General features: G+C 63.2%; 9 protein-coding genes. 5 read left to right on the forward strand and 4 right to left on the reverse strand.

Annotated elements, in window-relative coordinates:
* Window positions 1-16 precede the first annotated feature (16 nt).
* Both JQ641_RS17055 and JQ641_RS17060 read right to left on the reverse strand, forming a co-directional pair.
* Window positions 17-742 (reverse strand): beta-ketoacyl-ACP reductase, encoded by a 726-nt coding sequence (locus JQ641_RS17055; protein ID WP_211997133.1) that lies wholly within the window; start codon window positions 740-742, stop codon window positions 17-19.
* Window positions 743-880: 138 nt separating this feature from the next.
* A complete protein-coding gene (locus tag JQ641_RS17060) occupies window positions 881-2,053 on the reverse strand; it encodes an acetyl-CoA C-acetyltransferase (protein ID WP_211997134.1) in 1,173 nt (390 codons plus the stop codon).
* A 328-nt stretch (window positions 2,054-2,381) separates the two neighbouring features.
* Here JQ641_RS17060 and lipA point away from each other — a divergent pair, with 328 nt between their 5' ends.
* From lipA to JQ641_RS17080, 4 genes are all read left to right on the forward strand, one after another.
* Entirely contained in the window at window positions 2,382-3,353 is a 972-nt protein-coding gene (gene lipA / locus JQ641_RS17065) for a lipoyl synthase (RefSeq protein ID WP_211997164.1), read from the forward strand.
* Between the two features lie 437 nt (window positions 3,354-3,790).
* Window positions 3,791-13,855, forward strand: coding sequence for a choice-of-anchor I family protein (locus JQ641_RS17070; RefSeq protein ID WP_211997135.1), 10,065 nt, complete (start codon window positions 3,791-3,793; stop codon window positions 13,853-13,855).
* 143 nt (window positions 13,856-13,998) lie between these two features.
* The gene (locus tag JQ641_RS17075; protein ID WP_502754967.1) at window positions 13,999-15,747 is read left to right on the forward strand and encodes a type I secretion system permease/ATPase; all 1,749 of its coding nucleotides are present in this window, start codon (window positions 13,999-14,001) and stop codon (window positions 15,745-15,747) included.
* A 3-nt stretch (window positions 15,748-15,750) separates the two neighbouring features.
* A complete protein-coding gene (locus JQ641_RS17080) occupies window positions 15,751-17,061 on the forward strand; it encodes an HlyD family type I secretion periplasmic adaptor subunit (RefSeq protein ID WP_211997136.1) in 1,311 nt (436 codons plus the stop codon).
* Window positions 17,062-17,082: 21 nt separating this feature from the next.
* Here JQ641_RS17080 and JQ641_RS38480 read toward each other — a convergent pair whose 3' ends face one another.
* Window positions 17,083-21,444 carry an FG-GAP-like repeat-containing protein gene (locus JQ641_RS38480; RefSeq protein WP_211997137.1) on the reverse strand — a complete coding sequence of 1,454 codons (4,362 nt, stop codon included), beginning with the start codon at window positions 21,442-21,444 and terminating at the stop codon, window positions 17,083-17,085.
* 95 nt (window positions 21,445-21,539) lie between these two features.
* Here JQ641_RS38480 and JQ641_RS17090 point away from each other — a divergent pair, with 95 nt between their 5' ends.
* Window positions 21,540-21,797: a hypothetical protein gene (locus tag JQ641_RS17090; RefSeq protein ID WP_211997138.1), complete on the forward strand. Its 258-nt coding sequence runs from the start codon at window positions 21,540-21,542 to the stop codon at window positions 21,795-21,797.
* Window positions 21,798-21,978: 181 nt separating this feature from the next.
* Here the strand turns inward: JQ641_RS17090 and JQ641_RS38870 are convergent.
* Window positions 21,979-22,152: FG-GAP repeat protein (locus JQ641_RS38870; RefSeq protein ID WP_211997166.1), on the reverse strand; the 174-nt coding region annotated here is incomplete at its 5' end.

A 22,152-nucleotide genomic window follows, 5' to 3' on the forward strand; every position in this document is an offset into this window, starting at 1 on the left:
GCGCCGGTCGAAACCGCTATGTCATGTACTGGCCGCCGTTGGCCGACAGTGTCGATCCCGTGATGAACCCGGCTTCATCTGAAGCCAGAAAAACAACACAGCGGGCGATTTCCTCGGGCTGGCCGAGTCGCCGCACGGGGATCTGCGGCAGAATCGACTTCTCGAGAACCTCCTGCGGCACGGCCATCACCATTTCGGTCGCGATATAGCCGGGGCAGATCACATTCACCGTGACGCCCTTGTTGGCGTTTTCCTGGGCCAACGCTTTTGTGAACCCGATATCGCCGGCCTTTGCCGCAGAGTAGTTGGCTTGTCCCATCTGGCCTTTCTGGCCGTTGATCGACGAAATACTGATGATCCGGCCGAAGCCGCGCTCGCGCATGCCCTCGATCACGGGCCGCGTCATATTGAACAGCGAGTTCAGGTTGGTGTTGATGACTGCATACCATTGATCTGAAGTCATCTTGTGCAGCATGCCGTCGCGGGTGATGCCGGCATTGTTGACGAGAACGTCGACGGGGCCGAGGTCTTTCGTCACTTGCGCCAGACCGGTAGAGCAGGCCTCGAAACTCGACACGTCCCATTTGTAGACCGGGATGCCGGTTTCGGCCTTGAACTTCGCCGCGGCTTCGTCGTTGCCGGCGTAGTTGGCTGCGACGCTGTAGCCGGCAGCCTTTAACGCCTTGCTGATGGCTGCGCCAATTCCGCGTGACCCGCCGGTAACAACTGCGATGCGTGCCATGTTGGCATCTCCTCCTGTTTGGGTTTCCGTGCCATGCGCCGGATTCTTTCGATCCTGACGTTCGTTTTCGATGCGGCGGATACTTGAATCCGCCGCATTTGAAATTCTATAGAGCTGCTGTTGCCGGCTAGCTTTCGGTCAGCGTTCGACCGTGAGCGCGATCCCCATGCCGCCGCCGATGCACAGCGTTGCGAGACCTTTCTTGGCCCCGCGGCGCGCCATTTCGTGAAGAAGCGTCACCAGAACGCGATTCCCGGAGGCGCCGATCGGATGGCCAAGTGAAATGGCTCCACCGTTGACGTTCACGCGTGCGGGGTCCCAGCCCATGTCCTTGTTGACAGCGCATGCCTGCGCGGCAAAAGCCTCATTGGCCTCGATCAGATCAAGCTCATCGACGTTCCATCCGGCTTTCTGTAGCGCGAGGCGGCTGGCGGGGATCGGACCTGTTCCCATGATCTTGGGATCGACACCTGCCGTCGCCCAGGAAGCGATGCGCGCGAGCGGCGTCAATCCGCGTCGCTTGGCCTCGTCGGCGCTCATGATGATAGTTACCGACGCACCGTCGTTGAGGCCGGATGCATTGCCTGCGGTGACCGAGCCGGTCTTGCTGAATGCGGGGCGCAGCTTCGCCAGGCTGTCGGCCGTGGTCGAGGCTTTCGGATGTTCGTCGGTGTCGACGATAATGTCGCCCTTGCGGGAGTGAACGGTGACCGGAACGATCTCGTCCTTGAATTTTCCGGATGCCTGGGCAGCTGCCGCCTTCTGTTGTGACGCGACGGCAAAAGAATCCTGATCGGCGCGGGAGATCTGAAAAAGCTCGGCGACGTTCTCCGCGGTCGTACCCATGTGATAACCGTTGAAGGCATCCCAAAGGCCGTCCTTGATCATGGTATCGGTGAATTCCAGTCCACCCATTTTCGTTCCGTTGCGCAGATGTGCGCAGTGTGCGGACGCGCTCATGTTCTCCTGGCCGCCTGCAACGACGATCGTTGCGTCCCCGGCCTTGATGGCCTGGTAACCGAGCGTCACCGCACGCAGGCCGGAGCCGCAGACCTGATTGATGGTGAGCGCCGCTTTTTCCATGGGGATGCCGGCGCGCATCGCCGCCTGACGAGCGGTGTTCTGGCCTTGGCCTGCGGTGAGGACGTGGCCCAGCACGACATCGGAAACGTCGGCTGCGTCGATCGCGGCTCGGTCCAGCGCCGCGCGGATGACAGTCGCCCCCAACTCATGGGCGGCGATGCTGGACAGTGCTCCCCCAAACGATCCGATGGCGGTGCGTGCGGCCGAAACGATAACAACATCTGTCATTGATATGCCTCCCCTGAGTTCGCTTCTTTTGCATCGCTATCGATGCACGAGCGTTTGCATGAGCTTTTGCACGAAGCATGCCAGAGCGGCTGCCGGGTGGTTGGTGCTGCAAGGCATTGAATTTGCTTCGATGAACGATGGCCCGAAGCCGTTCGGCAATTGGGGCGTGTGCGATTTTCCGGCCTGCCGGCTGAAGCGAGGCTGGAAAATTGCCGGGCGAAAGTTCGGGAATGGCGCGATGGGTTTTCAGCTACAGGCAGAAGTCAACGATGGCTTGTCGCCGTTCACGCGCGAGTCTACGAATGATCGGTCCAGCACGGGTGTTAACATGGTCGTTCTCGTCGATACCGTCTCGTCCAACCAGGTGCGCCCGCGCCACCCCGAAAAGGTGAACCGGCCGGATGCGCTGTCGCCGCCGAAGCCGGACTGGATCAGGGTGCGCGCGCCGAACACGCGCGGCTACGCCGACACCCGAAAGATCGTCAAGGAAAATGGCCTCGTCACGGTGTGCGAGGAGGCCGGCTGCCCGAATATCGGCGAGTGCTGGGACAAGAAGCACGCCACCTTCATGATCATGGGGGACACCTGCACCCGGGCCTGCGCGTTCTGCAACGTCAAGACCGGGATGCCCGGGGCGCTCGATGCCGCCGAGCCGGAACATGTCGCGGAGGCTACTTTCAAGCTCGGGCTCGCCCATATCGTCGTGACGTCAGTCGATCGCGACGATCTCGCCGATGGTGGCGCCGAGCATTTTGCGCAAACCATCCGCGCGATCCGCGCCCGCTGTCCAACGACGACCATCGAGATCCTGACGCCGGATTTCCTGCGCAAGGAAGGAGCGCTGGAGATCGTCGCGGCCGCAAAGCCCGACGTGTTCAACCACAATCTGGAAACCGTGCCGTCGCGCTATCTCACGGTGCGGCCGGGCGCCCGCTATTTCCATTCGATCCGGCTGCTGCAGCGGGTCAAGGAAATCGATCCGACCATCTTCACCAAGTCCGGCATCATGGTGGGCCTTGGCGAGGAACGCCACGAGGTGCTGCAGGTGATGGACGATCTGCGCTCGGCGGATGTCGACTTCCTCACCATCGGGCAATATTTGCAGCCGACCCGCAAGCACCACGCCGTGATGCGCTACGTCACCCCGGACGAGTTCGCAGGATACGAGAAGGTCGCCTACACCAAGCGGTTCCTGATGGTGTCGGCGAGCCCGCTGACCCGCTCTTCGCATCACGCCGGCGATGATTTCGCCAAGCTGCAGGCGGCGCGAAGCAAATTAGACACGGATGGCCGAAGCTGATTTTTTGCTGAGCGGCGATCTGTTCCCAAGAAGCTGATCGCGTGCAGGCGGCCTGATCGTGCATCGGGCTGCCGGATTTACTCGATCGGTTTCTCGACGATCGCGCCCCGAGCCGGGCGAACCCGAACCGCAACCGACGCGGGGATGGACGGGCAGGTTGAAATAGCCACCTTGTGGGTTGCCACGGTGTGCACTCGGGTTCTCGTGTGCATCAGGATGCAGAAAGCGACGATTTGGCTTCCAACGCATCTCCGCGATTCATCTCGGCATCCCAATGGATGGTTAATAAACCGTCACCGCGCTGTAATTAACGCCAGTTTATATTCCGGCCGCTGACGCGCCCCGCGCGACAACACGCGATTCCCTACCTTCAACGCTGCGCGAGCCCCTCGTGCCGCCGCGGCCTGCTTTTGCCTTTTTCATAATGGAGATTATCGATGGCTCTCGGTCCCGGTTCGATCGCTTTCGTCGGTTTCAATGCGGACGGAAATGACGGATTCGCTTTCATTGTCGTCGATCCGATCGCTGCCGGATCGGTTATCCGCTTCAGCGACAACGAATGGAACGGTCAGGCAATCGGATCTGGTGGCGCCTTCAACACCGGTGAGGGCGGTCTGACATGGACCAATGGCGCAAGCGACCTGGCTCCGGGCACCGTTGTCGAATTCCTCAACACCTCCGTGGCCGCTACCCGCAGCGCCAATATTGGCACCATCTCCGGCGGAACGATCGCGCTCGGTAACTCCGGCGAGTCGATCTATGCATTCGACGGGACCTCCGAGAGTGTCCCGACCATCTTCCTCGCTGCGGTCACAAACACAAATGGTGGCTTCACCACTGCAACCGGCAGCGGCTTGCTCGGCGGTACGGGGCTGACGGCAGGTTCGACGGCTCTTGTGCTGCCTTTGACCGACGGCGCCGACGTCGCCGCTTACAATCCGACGATCGGCGGCTTCTCCTTCGCAAGCCGCGACGCCGCCCTCGTTGCGTTCAATACGACCACCAATTTTGTCGCGCAAAGCGGTAGCGGCGATCAGGACGGTGACGGCACGACACCCGATGCACCGTTCCTCACCGATGCGCAGTCTCCGCTCGCGGGTGTGACCTTCACCATCCAGTCAGGCATACCGCCGCAGCTGGTCGCCTTCGCCGCAGGTTCTGTTTCGGTCTCGCAGGTCGAAGGCAATGCCGGAACGACGGCCTTCAGCTTCACGGTTGAGCGCACCGGCGGCACCGTCGGTGACGTCAACTTCAGCGGCCAACTGACCTCAGCGGCGGCCGATGCCGCCGATTTCAATGGCGCGACGCCTCCTCCGTTCGCCTTCGACGGCACGATTGCCGCCGACCAGAACTCGACGGTCGTAACGGTCCAGGTCAACGGCGACACGACGTTCGAGCCGACTGAGAACTTCAACTTGACACTTCAGACGGTCGTCAACAGCGACGCGACCGTTTCGACTTCGCTCGGCGCGCAAACGACGGCGACCGGAACGATCGAAAACGACGATGCTGCTGGCCCCGGAAACGTGATCGAGGGCATCACGATCCTCGATCAGGCGCCGTCGCTGCAGGGCGACGCCGTAACGCCGACCGCCACCAATGCGGTTCAGCTGGTTCGCCTCGGCAACTACGTACCCGCCGCCGGCACCAACGCCGAAGTGGTCTCATTCGATCCGTCGACCGGTCGGGCCTACGTGCTCAACACCATCGGCAACACCATTGACATCGTTTCGATCAGCGCCAGCGGCGCCGTGAACCTCGTGTCCTCGATCGACCTGACCGCACTCGACGGCTTCAACGGGGCAAACTCGGTCGCGATCAAGAATGGCGTGCTTGCCGTCGCCTGCGCCAGCGATCTGCCGGGCGCCAACGGTTTTATCGCGTTGTTCGACGCCAATGGGGTGCTCGTCAACACTGTGGAAGTCGGTGCCGGTCCCGACCAGGTGGTATTCACTGCCGACGGTTCGAAACTGCTGGTCGCCAATGAAGGCGAGCCCACAGAGATCACATTGCCCGGCGGCGGCTCGCAGCTGATCAATCCGCAAGGCAGCGTTTCGATTCTCGATCTGTCCGGCGGCGCTGCAGCTGCCACGGTTTCCACAACGGTTGCGTTCGATCTGCTCGACGGCTACGAGACCGTGCTGAAGCAGGCCGGCGTCGCCCTGTTGACCGGCCAGACGGCATCGGCAGATATCGAGCCGGAATACATTTCGGTGTCGCCGGACGGCACCCGCGCTTACGTTACGCTGCAGGAGGTCAACGCGGTCGCCGTGATCGATTTGACCGATCCGGCGGCAACCAAACCGCTTGCGATCCTGCCGCTGGGCAGCGTCGACCATACCCTGGTGGGCAACAAATTCGATGCAAGCGACCGCGATGGCCCGTCGAACGGCCAGGCCATCAATCTTCGCAACGCCGACGTCATCAGCCTGCTGCAACCGGATGCCATCGCCACCTTCAAGGTCGGCAACGACACCTACTTCGTCACCGCCAATGAAGGCGATGCCCGCGTGCTGCTCGACGACGAGGCGACGCTCGCGGAACAGAGCGGCGGCGTATTCACCATCGATCTCGACAATACGGCCTATCCCGATGAGGCCGCGATGAGGGCCAACGCCGACCTCGGCCGCCTGCGAATCCGAAAGGATCTCGGCGACACCGATGGTGACGGCGACATCGACCAGATCTACGCCTATGGCGGCCGCAGCCTGTCGATCTTCAAGCAGAATGCCGACGGCACCATCACCAAGGTGCGCGACACCGGCGGCGAATTCGAAGCGATCATCGCGCGGGACTTTGCGACGCGACACAACATCGACACCGCCGAAGGCGGCGGCTTCGACACCCGGTCCGACAACAAGGGGCCGGAGCCGGAGGGCGTCGATATCGGCGTCATCGATGGACGGACTTATGCGTTCGTCAGCCTCGAGCGCGCCGGCGGCGTGATGATCTACGACATCACCGACCCCGCCAACGCATCGTTCGTTGGGTACAAGCCGCCGGGCGTGGGCGAAGGCAATGCGCCCGAGCTAACCAAGTTCATCAGCGCCGCGGATTCGCCGACCGGGACGGCGCTCGTGCTCACCGCCAACGAGGGGAACTCGACAGGAGGCGCCTATACTGGCTCGGGCCTGACGGTCTATGCGGCGCTGCCGGACGACTATACCCAGGAGGTCCGCGTCGCATCGCCTTCGATCAGCGTGTCACATGTTGAAGGCAACAGCGGCACAACCGCCTATTCATTCGTGATCGAGCGCACCAATGGCACCATCGGTGCGGTCGACGTGTCACTGCAGCTCGCATCCGCCGTGGCCAATACCGGTGACTTCTTGGGTGTTGCGGCGCTGCCGAAGACCATCAACGCCACCATTCCGGCCGGCGAGTCGTCGGTGACGGTGACGGTGGATGTCAGCGGCGATACCGGCTTCGAGGCCAACGAGACCTTCACCTTGACCGTGACCGGCGCGTCGACGACGCAGGCCGGCGTCACCGCTGCCGTGAGCGCCACCCAGACCGTCGCCACCGGCACGATCCAGAACGACGACGCCATGCATATCTACGACGTTCAGGGCGCCGGACATCGCTCGGAATTCGTCGGCCAGCAGGTGACGGTGCGCGGCATCGTCACGGCGATTGACGCCTCCGGCACGGAGAACAACGGCAACAACCCGGTCGGCTACTACATTCAGGACGCGGTCGGCGACGGCGACTACCGGACTTCGGACGGCGTCTTTGTGTTCCTGGGTACCGGTGCCGGCGCGACGATCCCGGCCGGGATCGTCGTTGGCGCGGAAGTGCAATTGACCGCAACCGTCAGCGAGTTCGCCAGCACCAACCAGCTCTCGACGACGCAGCTCAACCCGGTGGCAGGCACGACGAGCGTATTGTCGACAGGCAACGCGCTGCCGACCGCCGTGCGGGTCGGCGATGTCGACAACCTCGTAACCGGCCTCGAGCGCAAGCCGGCTTTGGTCTCGCTCGGTGACGATGACGTCGACACCACCGCTCCCGGTGGCACTTATGACCCGGTGAACCAGGGGTCGGATTTCTGGGAATCCCTGGAAGGCATGCGCGTCACGCTGGAAGACGTGCGCGTCACCAGCCCGTTCCACTCGGCCTTTGACGAGCAGTTCGTCACCCCGAATGTCGGCGCCAACCCCTCGAGCAATCCGCGGGGCGGCCTCACCATCAGCGACACCACGCCGGGAACGGCGCAGCCCGCCGACAAGGTGTTCGACTTCAACCCGGAGCGTATCCAGCTGGACGACGAAGCGGGCGTGGCGCTGCCGACCAACCTTCAGACCGGCGACCGCCTGGGTGACGTGACCGGCGTCGTCAACTACGCCAACGGCCAGTACGAGGTGAACACGACCGAGGCCTATGGCCCGGTGACCGCTGCGAACCTGCAGAAGGAAACCACCACGATCGTGGAGAATCTGGACCGGATTCGCGTGGCGACCTTCAACGTCGAGAACCTGGCGCCGGTTGGTCAACCGGTGGATGGCGTGCCGACGCCGGCGAGCAAGTTTGCCGGTCTTGCGGCCGCTATCGTCAGCAACCTCAAGGCGCCCGAGATCATTGCGCTGCAGGAGGTGCTGGACAATGACGGCGCCACCAGCTCGAGCACCACGAGCGCTTCGGTGACCCTGTCGCAGCTGATCGACGCCATCGTCGCTGCCGGCGGACCACGCTATGTGGCGATCGACTCCGCGCCGATCGACAACATCGGCGGCATCCCGGGCGGCAATCAGCGCGTCGCCTATCTCTACGACCCGCTGGCGGTATCTCCGACCGCGCGCAACGGCCTGAGCGACATCGTCAGCGACGGCAATGGCGTGAAGGTGCAGCATTTCGCCAGCGCCGGCCAGATCGGGCAGGGCAACACCGACTTCACCGCCACGCGCAAATCGCTGCCGATGGAATGGTCGCCGGTTGGCTACACCGACGACCAGGGCGGCACGTTCTGGACCGTCAACAACCATCTCTCCTCGAAGGGTGGTTCGGCGCCGCTTTACACCACGCTGCTGGATCTGCCGCTCTATGCCGACCCGATCAACGGGTCTGCGCAACAGACTGGTTCGTCAAACGAGCGTGAGGGACAGGCGGAAACCATCAACGCGTTTGTCGATGGCCTGCTAGCCAACGGCTCGGCTACCGATGACCGCATCGTGGTGCTCGGCGATCTGAACGACTTCCAGTTCTTCCCGGTCGTTGACCTCGTCACCGGCGCGCTCACCCGCACCACCGCGAATCCTGACGGGACCCCCAGCGTGTTCGCGCCCGGTACCGCGGTGCTTTCGGAGCTGATCAGCAAGCTCCCGGAAAACGAGCGCTATTCCTACAATTTCGACGGCAATGCCCAGGCGCTGGATCACATCCTGGTTTCGAACAGCCTGTATGACAGCGCCCAGTTCGATATCGTGCACATGAATTCGGAGTTCATCGACCAGCTTTCCGACCACGATCCGTCGGTGTCGTCGCTGGTGATGTCCCGTTCGGCGGCGATCGCCACCGCCGGCAACGACGTGTTCGACCAGGCCGCCTACACGGCGAAGTTTGGCGTGCGCGGCAGCCTCGCCGGCAACGACACGATCGACGGCCTTGGCGGCGATGATCGCATTGCCGCTGGTGGCGGCAATGACGCCATCGATGGTGGCGCCAACGGTGCGGCCGGCGACGTCGCCGTCTACACCGGCGCGCGCAGCAACTACACGATCACCCAGCAGGGTGGCTCGTTCGTCATCACCGATAACCGCGCGGGCTCGTCGGACGGTGTCGACACCGTTGCGAATGTCGAACGGTTCGAGTTCACGGACCGCACGCTTACCGCGGCGCAATTGCTCGATGCGACGGGCCCGGTGCTGACCGCAGGCACGCCTGCCGACAACGCGACCGATGTCGCCGCCGGCAACAACATCGTGCTGACATTCGACGAAGCCGTTGCGGCGGGGACCGGAAACATCGTCATCAGCAACGGCGCGGGCGACACCCGCACCATCGCGATCGGCGATGCGTCGCAGGTCACGATCGCCGGCAACATTGTCACCATCAATCCGACCGCCGATCTCGCGGCTGGAACCACCTACGACGTCACGCTGGACTCCGGCGTGATCACCGACGTCGCCGGCAACGCGTTCGGCGGCATCGCGCAGAACGATCTCGACTTCACCGTCGCGGCGCCGCAGAACTTCCGCCTGCAGCTCCTGCACTTCTCGGACGGCGAAGCCAGCCTGCTGGCGACCAAGACCGCCAAGAACCTTGCGGCCCTGGTGGATGCCTTTGAGGACCAGTACGCCAACACCCTGGTTCTCTCCGGCGGCGACAACTTCCTGGCCGGCCCGTTCCTCTCGGCCGGTACCGACCCATCGGTCCGCGCTGCGATCAACGCAGCGTCAGGCTCGACGATTGCTGCCGGTGTCAACGTGCCGATTGCCGCCGCCGACATCTCCATCCTGAATGCGATCGGCGTGGAGGCCTCGACCATCGGCAACCACGAGTTCGATCTCGGTTCGCGTGTTCTGCGTGACGCGTTCACGCCGGGCAGCGTTGCCGGCTGGTCGGGCGCGAACTTCACCTACCTGTCCTCGAATCTCGACTTCTCGGGGGATGCCGACCTCAACCCGCGCTTCACCAACACGGTGGGCAACGGGGCGGCCACGCTGACGCCGGAAGCCAATACGTTGAAGGGCCGGATCGCTCCGGCGGTGGTGATCACGGAGGGCGGCGAGAAAATCGGCCTGGTCGGCGCGACCACGCAGATCCTCGAATCGATCTCCTCGCCGACCGGCACCGAAGTGAAGGGTTTCCCGACCGGCCCCGGCGCCAATGGCGAAGTCAACGACATGGTGCAGCTCGCTGCCCTGTTGCAGCCGATCATCGACGAACTCATCGCCGAGGGCGTCAACAAGATCATCGTCCAGTCGCATCTGCAGCAGATCCAGTTCGAAAAGCAGCTGGCGACCCTGCTGAAAGGCGTGGACATCATCCTGTCAGCCGGCTCGGATACCCGCCTTGCCGACGCCGACGATGAGCTGGTTGCGTTCCCGGGGCACAGCCCGACTGCCGACGATACCTATCCGCTCGTCACCACGGGCGCTGACGGCGGCACCACGCTGATCGTCAACACCGACAACGAGTACACCTATCTCGGCCGCCTGGTCGTCGACTTCGACAGCCAGGGCCGGATCGTGCTCCCGAGTCTGGCGGCAAACCAGTCGGTCAACGGCGCTTACGCCTCGACGGCCGAGAATGTGGCGGAAGCGTTCAACACCACGGTCGACAACCTCGAAAACACGGCGTTCGCGGAGGGTACCCGCGGCGACAAGGTCCGCGACGTCACCGACGCCGTTCAATCCGTCATCAACGTCAAGGACGGCAATCTGTTCGGCTACTCGAACGTCTACCTGGAGGGCGAGCGCGCCATCATCCGCAACGAGGAAACCAACCTCGGCGACATCACCGCGGATGCGAACGCGGCCGCGTTGCGCGATGCGATCGGCGACGTACCGTTCGTGATCTCGCTCAAGAACGGCGGCGGCATCCGCTCGGCGATCGGTACGGTGTCCGAACCCGATCCGGTCACCGGTGCGATCACCAAGCTGCCGACTGAGGCCAATCCGGATGCCAACAAGCCCACCGGGGCGATCTCGCAGCTCGACATCGAGAATGCGCTGCGCTTCGATAACAAGCTGATGGCGTTCGACACCACCGTGCAGGGGCTGCTCAACATCCTCAACTGGGGTGCGGGTCTCAGTGCCAACAATGGCGGCTTCCCGCAGATCGGCGGCGTGGCCTACTCCTACGATCCGACACGGCCGGGCAATGTCGGCACCACGCCGGGCTCGCGTATCCGCGACCTTTCGCTGATCGACGAAAACGGTAACGTCATCGTCAAGCTGGTAGACAACGGCGTCATCCTGCAGGATGTGCCCTCGACCATCACGGTGGTGACATTGAACTTCACCGCCAATGGCGGCGATGGCTACCCGACCAAGGCGAACGGCGAGAATTTCCGCTATCTGCTCTCGGATGGGACGCTGTCGTCTGCTGTGAACGAGGCGCTCGACTTCACCTCCGCGGCCGGATTTGCCGGCGGCGGAACCACCGCGGCCAACGTGCTGGGCGAACAGAAGGCGTTCTCGGACTATATTTCCGAGAACTTCAACACCCCGGCGACGGCCTACAACACGGCCGACACCACCCAGGCCGGCGATCTGCGCATCCAGAACCAGGCGGTACGTACCGACACCGTTCTCGACGCTCAGGCTGTGGTTCTCAACGGCGACGCTGGTGACAATACCCTGACCGGTTCGGCGCTCGGTGACGTGCTGAGCGGCAACGGCGGCAACGACACGCTGTTCGGCTATGGCGGCAACGACACGCTGCGCGGCGGAGGCGGTAACGACAGACTGTACGGCGGACCGGGAAGCGATGTCCTGCTCGGCGGATCCGGCGACGATCTGCTTGACGGCGGCGAGCAGAACGATCAGCTCGAAGGCGGCCGTGGCGCCGACGCCCTCACGGGCGGAGCGGGTTCCGATCAATACTCCTATGAGTCCGGAGACGGTTCGGACGCGATCACCGAAGCAGCCGGTACACCAGCAGACACCGATACGCTGGTGTTCCAGGATATCGTCGCCTCGGAGGTCACGTTCCAGAAGCACGGCAACGACACTGAGATCGTGCTGGCGGACGGCAGCGTCATCACGCTGAAGGGGCAGCAGGCCGGCGGTGGCGTCGAGCAGGTGGTCTTCGCGGATGGTCAGGAGCTCGACCGCACGGGTATCGACGCAGCGCAGGTCAATCGCGGGCCGGTGGCCGTCGATGACACGGCTGCGACAGTGGTCGAAGACGATGCGGCGTTCATCATCCCGTTCGCCAGCATCCTCGGCAACGACACCGATGCCGACCTCGACACGCTCGCGATCAGCGCCGTATCGAACGCGCTCGGCGGCACCGTCGAGCTCGTCGCCAATGGCGTGAAGTTCACCCCGGCGGCCAACTTCAACGGCCCGGCGTCGTTCGAATACACCCTCAGCGATGGCCGCGGCGGATCGGATACCGGCAAGGTCAGCTTCTCCGTTACCGCGGTGAACGATGCGCCGGTTGCCGCGACCCCGGTCGCGGCCCAGACCGACGAGGATACCCAGCTCGTTGGCCAGGTCGGGGCGACCGACGCGGAGGGCGACACGCTGACCTACGTGGTCGGCACCAACGCCCAGCATGGCACGGTGAGCGTCAACGCCCAGGGCCAGTACACCTACGCGCCGGCGCTGAACTTCAACGGCAACGACAGCTTCGTCATCAAGGTCAGCGACGGCATCGCGCCGGCCGTCGACGTGGTGGTGAACGTGACCGTTGCGCCGGTGAACGATGCGCCGACGGTGACGTCGCCGGTGGCGGCGGCGACCAATGAAGATACCCAGCTGGTAGGCCAGATCGCCGCCAGCGATGTTGACGGCAACGCGCTGACCTACCAGGCGGGCGCCGCCCAGCACGGTACGGTCAGTGTCAATGCCCAGGGCCAGTACACCTACACGCCGGATCAGAACTTCAACGGCAGCGACAGCTTCATCATCAAGGTCAGCGACGGCATCGCGCCGGCGGTTGACGCGGTGGTGAACGTGGCGGTGGCTTCCGTGAACGATGCGCCGGTCACGGTGAACGATGTCGCGACCGTGGGCGAGAACCAGTCGACGGCCTTCGACCTGACGGCCAACGACACCGACGTCGAGGATGGCGTATCCCCGACCTTGTCGGCCTTCGAGGTGACCGGCGTCTCGGGCATCAATCTGAGCAACGCGAACGCCCAGACGGCTTTCTCGATAAATCAGAGCGGCCAGCTGCAGTTCAATCCGGGTAACCTGTTCGACAGCCTGAACACCGGCGAAAGCGCCATCGTCTCGATCAGCTATACGGCGCAGGACAGTGCCCACGCCGCGTCGACCGGAACCTTCACGTTGACGGTCACCGGAGACACCGATGCCAACGTGATCAATGGTACCAACGGCACCAACCTGTTGTTTGGTACCGATGGCGTCGATCTCATCAATGCACGTGGCTCGGTTGACTTTGTCTTCGCCCAAGGCGGAGACGACATCGTCAATGGAGGGGCCGGCGACGACTTCGCGTTTGGCGGTCTTGGCAACGACATCCTGCGCGGTGAAGCCGGTCGGGATCTCCTGTTCGGTGAGGACGGCAACGACACGCTGGCCGGCGGCCGGGGCAATGACCAGCTGTTCGGCGGTCTGGGCAACGACACCTTCATATTCCAGCAAGGCGACGGACGCGATCTCGCGTTCGACTTCAAGTCCGGAGCCGGGTCGGACGATGTGCTCCAGCTGGATGCCAGCGCATTCGCCGACTTCAACGCGTTGATGGCGTCGGGCGCGGTAACGAACAGCCAGATCGGTACCGAGATCGAGTACACCGACGGGTCCAGCATCACCCTGATCGGGGTCAACAAGGCGACGTTGACGGTGGATGACTTCCGCTTCGCCTGACGATCGATGCCGAACTGATCATACGAGTGGGGGCGCATGCGCCCCCATTTCGTTTTGTCAGATAACTGTAACAATTCTCGGCTACCGCCAAGACTGTACGAGCAAAGGCTGTACGAGCAAGGCTGCACGAGTGAGCGCGACCATTGACCACCAACCGGCAACAACCCGGAGATGCTGCCCGCGGCGAGTTGGATAAGACGCTCGCGCATTGTCGCTCGGCGTTTCTTGCGATCGCCGGATTCAGCGCCATCCTCAACATTCTGGCCCTGACAGGCTCCCTCTTCATGATGGAAGTCTACGACCGGGTGCTGCCCAGCCGGAGCGTGCCGACGCTGCTCGGCCTGCTGGCGCTGGTGCTGATCCTCTACGTCTTTCAGGGGTTTATGGACGCGTTGCGCGGCCGATTGCTGGTTCGGATCGGCCTCCGTCTCGATCAGGAAATGTCGGATCGCGTCTATGCGACGGTGATGCGGTTGCCGATCCAGGCGCCGAAGCGCGGCGAGTCGATCCAGCCGCTGCGTGACCTCGATACCGTCCGCGGCTATCTGTCCGGCCCGGGGCCAACGGCTTTCTTCGATCTGCCCTGGGTACCGCTCTATCTCGCGATCTGCTTTGCCTTCCATTTCTGGATTGGCGTCACGGTGCTGGCGGGCGCGTTGGTGCTGGTTTCGCTGACGCTGCTCTCGGAACTGCTTGCAAGGAAATCGGCGCTCGACGCCAATCGCATCGGCAATCAACGCGCGCGGCTCGCGGAGACCAGCCGTCGCAACGCCGAGGCTCTGACGGCGCTCGGCATGACCGGATGGATTTCGCGCCGCTGGCAGTCGTTGAACCGCAAATTCCTGTCCGGGCAGGTCGATTCGAGTGATCTGGCCGCGGGCCTTGGCGCCATGGGGCGAGCATTCCGGATGATGCTGCAGTCCGGCGTGCTTGCCGTCGGCGCGTATCTGGTGATCAACCAGCAGGCCACCGCGGGTGTCATTATTGCATCGTCGATCTTGTCGGCGCGGGCGCTCGCCCCGGTCGATCTTGCGATTTCCCACTGGCGCAGCTTCGTCGGCGCCAGACAGGCGCGCCAGCGCCTGCACAAGCTGCTCGTCTTGCTGCCGGAACTGAGAACACCGACCTCGTTGCCGAAGCCGCAACGTGGTCTCAGCGTCGAGAATATCAGCGCGGCGCCGCCGGACGTTCAGCGTGCGGTCGTGCACGAGGTGACGTTCGCGCTGAAGGCCGGCAACGGGCTCGGTGTAATCGGCCCCAGCGCGTCGGGAAAATCGTCGCTGGCCCGGGTTCTGGTTGGACTGTGGGCGCCCGCGCGCGGCGCCGTCCGGCTTGACGGCGCGACGCTGGATCATTGGGTGCCCGATGAACTCGGGCGCCACATCGGCTATCTGCCGCAGGACGTCGAATTGATCGAAGGCACCGTTGCCGAGAATATTTCCCGGTTTGATCCCGAGGCCTCGTCGGAGGCGATCATCGCGGCGGCGAAAGCCGCAGGCGTGAACGAACTCGTGCTGTCGCTGCCGCAAGGTTACGACACCGAGATCGGCGAGCAGGGCTCCGCGCTGTCGGCCGGCCAGCAGCAGCGCGTCGCGCTGGCACGGGCGCTCTACGGCGACCCGTTCCTGGTCGTGCTGGATGAACCGAATTCCAACCTTGACGCCGAAGGCGACGAGGCATTGACGCAGGCGATCCTGGGCGTCCGCGCCCGCGGCGCGATCGTGATCGTGGTCGCGCACCGGCCGAGCGCGTTGTCGGGCGTCGATCACGTGCTCGCGATGAACAGCGGACGACAACAGGCCTTCGGCCCCAAGGACGAGGTGCTGGCCAAGGTGCTGCGGCGCGAGGGACCTGTCAGCGCGCCCAAAGTTGTTCAAGCCGTCCAGGGATGAGCGATGCCGGACACTGATTTGATTGACCCTCGTTCGTCGATTCGCGGACATATCGCGGTGGGGCTGGCGGCCATCATGCTCGTCACCGGCGGCATCGGCGGATGGGCTGCAACCACCGAAATTTCGGGAGCCTTGATTGCGCCGGGAAGTGTCGTGGTCGAATCCAACGCACGGAAGGTTCAGCATCCGACCGGCGGCGTCGTTGGGCAAATCGCGGTGACCAATGGCAAGGCCGTGACGGCTGGTGACCTCCTGGTCCGGCTCGACGAAACCATGACGCGGGCCAATCTGCTGATCGTGTCGAAGACGCTGGATGAAATGACGACGCGCCGCGCGCGGTTGCGGGCCGAACGCGACGGCGCAGCGGAAGTGTCTTGGCCCTCGGCGTTCAAGGACCGGCGGCAGGAGGAAAGCGTTGTCGAGTTGATGACCGACGAGCAGCGTCTGTTCGAACTGCGTAACACCACGCGGCTCGGCCAAAAGCGCCAGCTGCGCGAGCGGATCGCCCAGCTCAACGAGGAAGCCGTCGGCATCACTGCCCAGCAGGCGGCCAAATCGCAGGAACTGGATCTGGTCAACCGTGAACTGGAAGGGGTGCGGCAACTCTGGAGCAAGCAGCTGATCCAGATCAACCGCCTGACGGCGCTCGAGCGCGAAGCGGCGCGGCTCGACGGCGAACGGGCGCAGCTGATCGCGGCGGCAGCGCAAGGCCGGGGCAAGGTATCCGAGATCGAACTTCAGATCACCCAGATAGATCGCGAACTGGCCAGCGAGGTCGGCCGTGAAATGCGCGAGATCGACGGCAAGGCGGGTGAATACGCCGAGCGGAAGGTGGCGGCCGAAGACCAGTTGCGGCGGATTGACATCCGGGCCCCGATCTCAGGCACCGTGCACGAAATGACCGTCCATACGATCGGCGGCGTCGTCAGTGCCGGCGAGCAGTTGATGCTGATCGTCCCGGACTCCGAGCGTTTGACGGTCGAGGCGAGGGTGGCGCCGCAGGACATCGATCAGGTGCGGGTCGGGCAGGCCGCCGCGCTGCGGTTCTCTGCCTTCAGCCAACGCACGACGCCGGAGATCAATGGGGTCGTCAGCCGGGTATCGGCCGACGTGACCACGGAGCAGCGCACCGGCGTCACCTATTACACCGCGCGCATTGCCATCGCGCCTGATGAGCTGGCGCGTCTCGGCGAGGTCAAGCTCGTGCCCGGCATGCCGGTTGAAGCGTTCATCAAGACGGCAGACCGGACGGTTGGCTCCTACCTGACCAAGCCGATGTTCGATCAGGTTGCTCGCGCCTTTCGTGAGCGATAGTATCTTTGCCGGACTTCTCCTTTAGACCGCGTGCCAGTCGATGGAGTGCGACCCGACGGTCAGGTTCGCGGCGATATCATCGCCATCCATCTGCCACTGCGCGACATTGCCGCTGGCGTTCTGCCACAGCACGTCGGCCTTGCCGTCATGGTTGTAGTCGCCGGTGCTGATCACGCTCCAGCCGGGGGCCGATCCGACCGTGGTGTTGGAGGCGATGTGGTCGCCGTCCATCTGCCACATCGCGACACCACCCTGGTCGTTCTGCCACAGCACGTCAGCCTTGCCGTCGCCGTTGAAGTCGCCGGTGCCGGCGACGTGCCAATCGCTTCCGACCGATCCGACCGAGGTGTTGGAGGCGATATGGTCGCCGTCCATCTGCCACATCGCGACCTTGCCCGGGCTGTTCTCCCAGAGGATGTCAGCCTTGCCGTCACCGTCGAAGTCGTCGGTGCCGATCACGTGCCAGTCGGTTCCGACCGATCCGACCGTGGTGTTGGAGGCGATGTGATCGCCGTCCATCTGCCACATCGCGACCTGACCCTGGCTGTTCTCCCACAGGATGTCGGCCTTGCCGTCACCTGAGAAGTCGGCGACGTCGACGATCTTCCAATCGGAGCTGGCAGATCCGACCGTGGTGTTGGAGGCAATGTGGTTGCCGTCGAGCTGCCACATGGCAACACCACCCTGGTCGCTCCGCCACAGCAGATCGGCCTTGCCGTCGCCGTTGAAGTCACCGATGCCGGCCTCATGCCAGTTGCTTCCGGCCGATCCGACGGTGGCGTTCAGGTCGATATGGTTGCCGTTGAGCTCCCAGACCGCGACACTGCCGCTGCTGTTGCGGAACAGGACATCGCTGATGCCGTCGCCATTGAAATCGTTAGGGACATGACGGGTCGCGGCTGTGACGTCGTTGTTGGTGATCGTGCCGACGCCCTGGCCGTCAGAGATGGTGGCGCCGTTGGTCGCGCCCGAGAGATTGACCTTGAAGGTTTCATCGGTCTCGACCTTGGTGTCGCCATTGACGACGATCGAGATCGTCTGGGTGTTGACCCCAGCGTCGAAATGCACACTGCCGGTATTCGCAACATAATCGCCGTCCTCCGTGGTCGCGGAGTCATCGGCCGTCGCGAAGTCGACGTCAAAGGCGGCACTGCCGCCGGTGCGGGTCACCGTGAAGGTTTCGATATGAGAGCCGTTATCGCCTTCGGTGATTGTGGCGTCACTGATCGATACCGAACCGGCAACTGGCGCGACGTCGTCGTTGACGATGGTGCCGACGCCCTGGGCGTTGGCAATCGTGGCGCCGTTGGTGGCCGCGGAGAGGTTGACGTTGAAGGTCTCGTTGGCCTCGACCTTGGTGTCGCCATTGACGACGATCGAAACCGTCTGGGTGTTGACCCCGGCGTCGAAATGCACCTTCCCGGTATTCGCATCATAATCGCCGTCCGCCGCGGTCGCGGAGCCGTCGGCCGTCGTGAAGTCGACGTCGAAGGCGGCGCTGCCGCCGGTGCGGGTCACCGTGAAGGTTTCGATATGAGAGCCGTTGTTACCCTCCGTGATGACTTTATCGCCGATCGATACCGAGCCGGCGACCGGCACCGGCGTGGTCTTGAGGTCGCCGTAATTGACCGTGCCATCGGCAAACTTGACGTGTTCGATGTTCGTGATGGTGTCTTTGCCGTCGGGTTGGCCGGCGCGCAGATCGGTAATGATCGCGGTCTTTCCGTCGACGATGGTGATCTGGTAGTCCGACCGATTGCCGCTGAAGACCGCGGTGTCGTCTCCGGCGCCGCCGTCGAGCTTGTTGTTCTGGGAATCCCCCTTGAGGCTATCGCTGCCGGAACCGCCGGCGAGATTCTCGACGCCGTCCCACGTCACGCGGTACAAGCCGGCGAAACCGCCACCCCCAAGTCCATTCGGGTCGACCCACGAGCCGCCCTCGGTGTACGTAGTGCTGCCGGCAGCCAGATCGAGAACCAGGTCTGTGGTGACTATGGCGAATGACAGCGTGTCGTTGTCGGCGCCGCCATGGACTTCCTTGCCGCCGAACATCACGTTGATCGTGTCGTCGCCGGCATCGCCGAAGATCACGTCGCTGCCGTCATTGCCCTTCGATTCGGTGCGAGATGCAAAACCACCCGAGATGATGTCGTTGCCGTCGCCGCCATGGATGACGTCGTCGCCGCCGCGGCCGATGATCGTGTCGTCGCCGCTCAATCCGGATAAGGTCTCGGCCGCGTCCGCGCCGGAGATCGTGTCGGCGAACGTCGAGCCATTCACGGCCTCGATGTCCTTGTAGGTATCGCCGGCCGCCTCGCCGCCGGTGCCGCCCGATACGAGGTCGACCGCGACGCCGGCGGCCGCCTGACTGTAGTCAGCCGTATCGAAGTCGGCGCCGCCGTACAGCGAGTCGGCGCCGAGGCCGCCACGCAGCGTGTCGTTACCGCCGTTGCCGTAGATGAAGTCGTCTTCGGCGCCGCCATCGAGCAGGTCGCCCTGCGCCGCATTGCTGCCGCCGAGCACGTCCTTGCCGTCCATGCCGTAGAACTCGAAGCCCTTGCCGTCCGCACCGGTGTGGAAGTCCTGAGCTCGGATATAATTGCCCAACTCATTACCCTTGCCGACCATGACGTCGGCGTTGAGTTCGTTGCTGACCAAAAGATCTTCGACGTTTGCGCCCAGCGTATAGCCGGAGGCCCGCGTCATGACGTTATCCTTGCCTTCGTTTGCGTTCTCCACGACGGTGTCCGCGATGTCGACGTACCAGTAATGGTCGTCGTCAGCACCGCCATTCAGTGTGTCGGCTCCCAGGCCACCGGTGAGGGAATCGTTACCCGCGCCGCCGTCGAGAACGTCTTTTCCCTGGCCGCCATTTAGGGTGTCGCTTCCGCCGCCGCCGCTGAGCGTGTCTGCATCGCGGCCGCCGGTGATGACGTTGTCGAGATAGTTGCCGGTTCCGGTGAAACTGCCGCTGCCCGTGTAGGTGAGGTTCTCGACGAACCTGGTATCGTTCAGCGAGTACTCGGCCAGCGAGGTCTTCACCTCGTCGATGCCGCCGGGATCGATGGTGCGAACGACCCGCCTCATGATCCATGGTTGGAACGGATCGCGCTCCATCGTGATCCGAATGTCGGCTTCCCCGACGTAGTCGTTCCTGTCGTCAACGATATAGATGTCGTTGCCGGCGCCGCCGTGCATTGAGTCGGCGCCGATCCCGCCGTCCAGCGTGTCGTGTCCGTTGCCGCCATAGAGCGCGTCATCGTTGGCGCCGCCGTTGAGCAAATTGTTGGCATCGTTGCCGTAGATCGTGTCTTTGCCGCCGCCACCGACTGCATTCTCGATCACGGCGTTGGGGTTGAAGTTGGCGTTACCTTCCGGTCCAGTCGTCTGGTTGTACGCCATGGAGACGTTGTTCTTGAGCCCGCCGATCGATGAGAAATGCCCGGCATTCAGGTCGATGACCTGGTCCATGTTGAAGCCGGAGACGTCGAGTGTATCGTTACCGCCGGCGTCGTAGATCGTCATCACGGGCAGCTTGTTGACATTGAAGTTGAAGACCGCGCCGACACCGCTGGTGGGGAACGAGCTGTTGAAGCCGTAGACCGTATCGCCGCTGCGCGTATTCATGTCCGCGCCGTACATCGCCTGGATCGCCGCGACGTCATGCAACATCGGCGTCTGCGGCTCGATCAGGACGCCATTGACCACGCCGTCTTTCCAGAAATTGCCGCCACCTTCGACATACCAGTCCGGCTTGAAGTAGGACATGATGGTGTACTGGACCGTGTCCTGAGCATGCGACCCGACCTTTGCATAAGTCAGGTCTTCGTCGCGCGTCGTGCCGGAATCATAGTTCCCGGAGTGCTCGAGGCCGAGCGTATGTCCGATTTCGTGGACCGCCGTGCTGAATGCGTGCGTCCCATAGCCAAGGTCGTGGTAGTCGACGATGACGGTATTTCCGTTGCTGTCCTTTCCGCTTGAAGCGTTCGGAATCCAGATCTCCTCGCGATTGATCGTCCTGCCGCTTCGATCGGCCGACGCGTGCGGATTGTTCGGGAGGCAGTGGTACATCAGCGTAATGTCTGCTTCCGGATCGTTCGTCTGCCTCAACTGTGGTGCGATCAGATCGTCCCAAAGCTCGAACGCCTCTACGAATCTCGCCTGTTCGGCTGCGGTGACCGGCACATAGGATTCCGCGGTGTGGTCATCGATCGGGTCCTCTCGCGGGGCATCCGGCATCGAATATGTAATCACCTGGGTCCTGGTTACAGAGCCAGTGATTGGATTGATGATCGTGAGTGAGTCGGGATGCCGGAACTCGGCATCGACGCCGTCGAGTTGATCGATCGCCTGCGACAGATTCCAAACTGGCTTATCGGTCATAACGTCACTCCATCCATGCCCGTGCCTGATTGCGAGCTTCCGGAGAGTCATTATTATTCTGGCGTTGACCTCGTGACCGTGATGCCCGTCACGTCATGCGCGATCTGATCAAGTTCAACGGTCGGACCTTGTCCGACCGACGAGCTGTCGAGATGGATATTGCCGCCGCAGTTCATGCAAGAGACCTCATGAATGCTCGCGCATGTGGCGCCATCGTCGCAGGACATTCCGCCGCCGGACGTCGGGGCGCATTGCGACATTGCGTCGGACAACTTGATCCGGGCTTCGTGCAGTTGGACAGGATCATGGATCATGAGTCCTCCGAAAAGGGGGAGGCGCTTCAGAGAAGATGATGGCCCGGCTGAAAGCTCAACCTGGGGTGCTTCGCTTTGCGGCGCGATCGAAGACGCCGTGCCAAGGAAAGCGTGTGTCCACCATGGTCCAAAGGTGCTTGCGAACTGGGACCACGCAATGGGTGAGGGGAGGGTTTTGTTCCTCCCGCCACTTGCCGAAGCCAGCCCTTCGCCCGGGCGGCTAGATTGCGTGCCAGTCGATGGAGTGCGACCCGACGGTCAGGTTCGCGGCGATATCATCGCCGTCCATCTGCCACTGCGCGACATTGCCGCTGGCGTTCTGCCACAGCACGTCGGCCTTGCCGTCCTGGTTGTAGTCGCCGGTGCTGATCACGCTCCAGCCGGGGGCCGATCC

Origin of the sequence: Bradyrhizobium sp. JYMT SZCCT0180, from assembly GCF_018130165.1 — a bacterium.
GTDB lineage: Bacteria > Pseudomonadota > Alphaproteobacteria > Rhizobiales > Xanthobacteraceae > Bradyrhizobium.

Bases quoted from the DNA above. Each gene is read 5' to 3' on its own strand.
- JQ641_RS17055 (WP_211997133.1), bottom strand. From the start codon at position 742: ATGGCACGCATCGCAGTTGTTACCGGCGGGTCACGCGGAATTGGCGCA.
- JQ641_RS17060 (WP_211997134.1), bottom strand. From the start codon at position 2,053: ATGACAGATGTTGTTATCGTTTCGGCCGCACGCACCGCCATCGGATCG.
- lipA (WP_211997164.1), top strand. From the start codon at position 2,382: ATGGTCGTTCTCGTCGATACCGTCTCGTCCAACCAGGTGCGCCCGCGC.
- JQ641_RS17070 (WP_211997135.1), top strand. From the start codon at position 3,791: ATGGCTCTCGGTCCCGGTTCGATCGCTTTCGTCGGTTTCAATGCGGAC.
- JQ641_RS17080 (WP_211997136.1), top strand. From the start codon at position 15,751: ATGCCGGACACTGATTTGATTGACCCTCGTTCGTCGATTCGCGGACAT.
- JQ641_RS38480 (WP_211997137.1), bottom strand. From the start codon at position 21,444: ATGACCGATAAGCCAGTTTGGAATCTGTCGCAGGCGATCGATCAACTC.
- JQ641_RS17090 (WP_211997138.1), top strand. From the start codon at position 21,540: ATGCGCGATCTGATCAAGTTCAACGGTCGGACCTTGTCCGACCGACGA.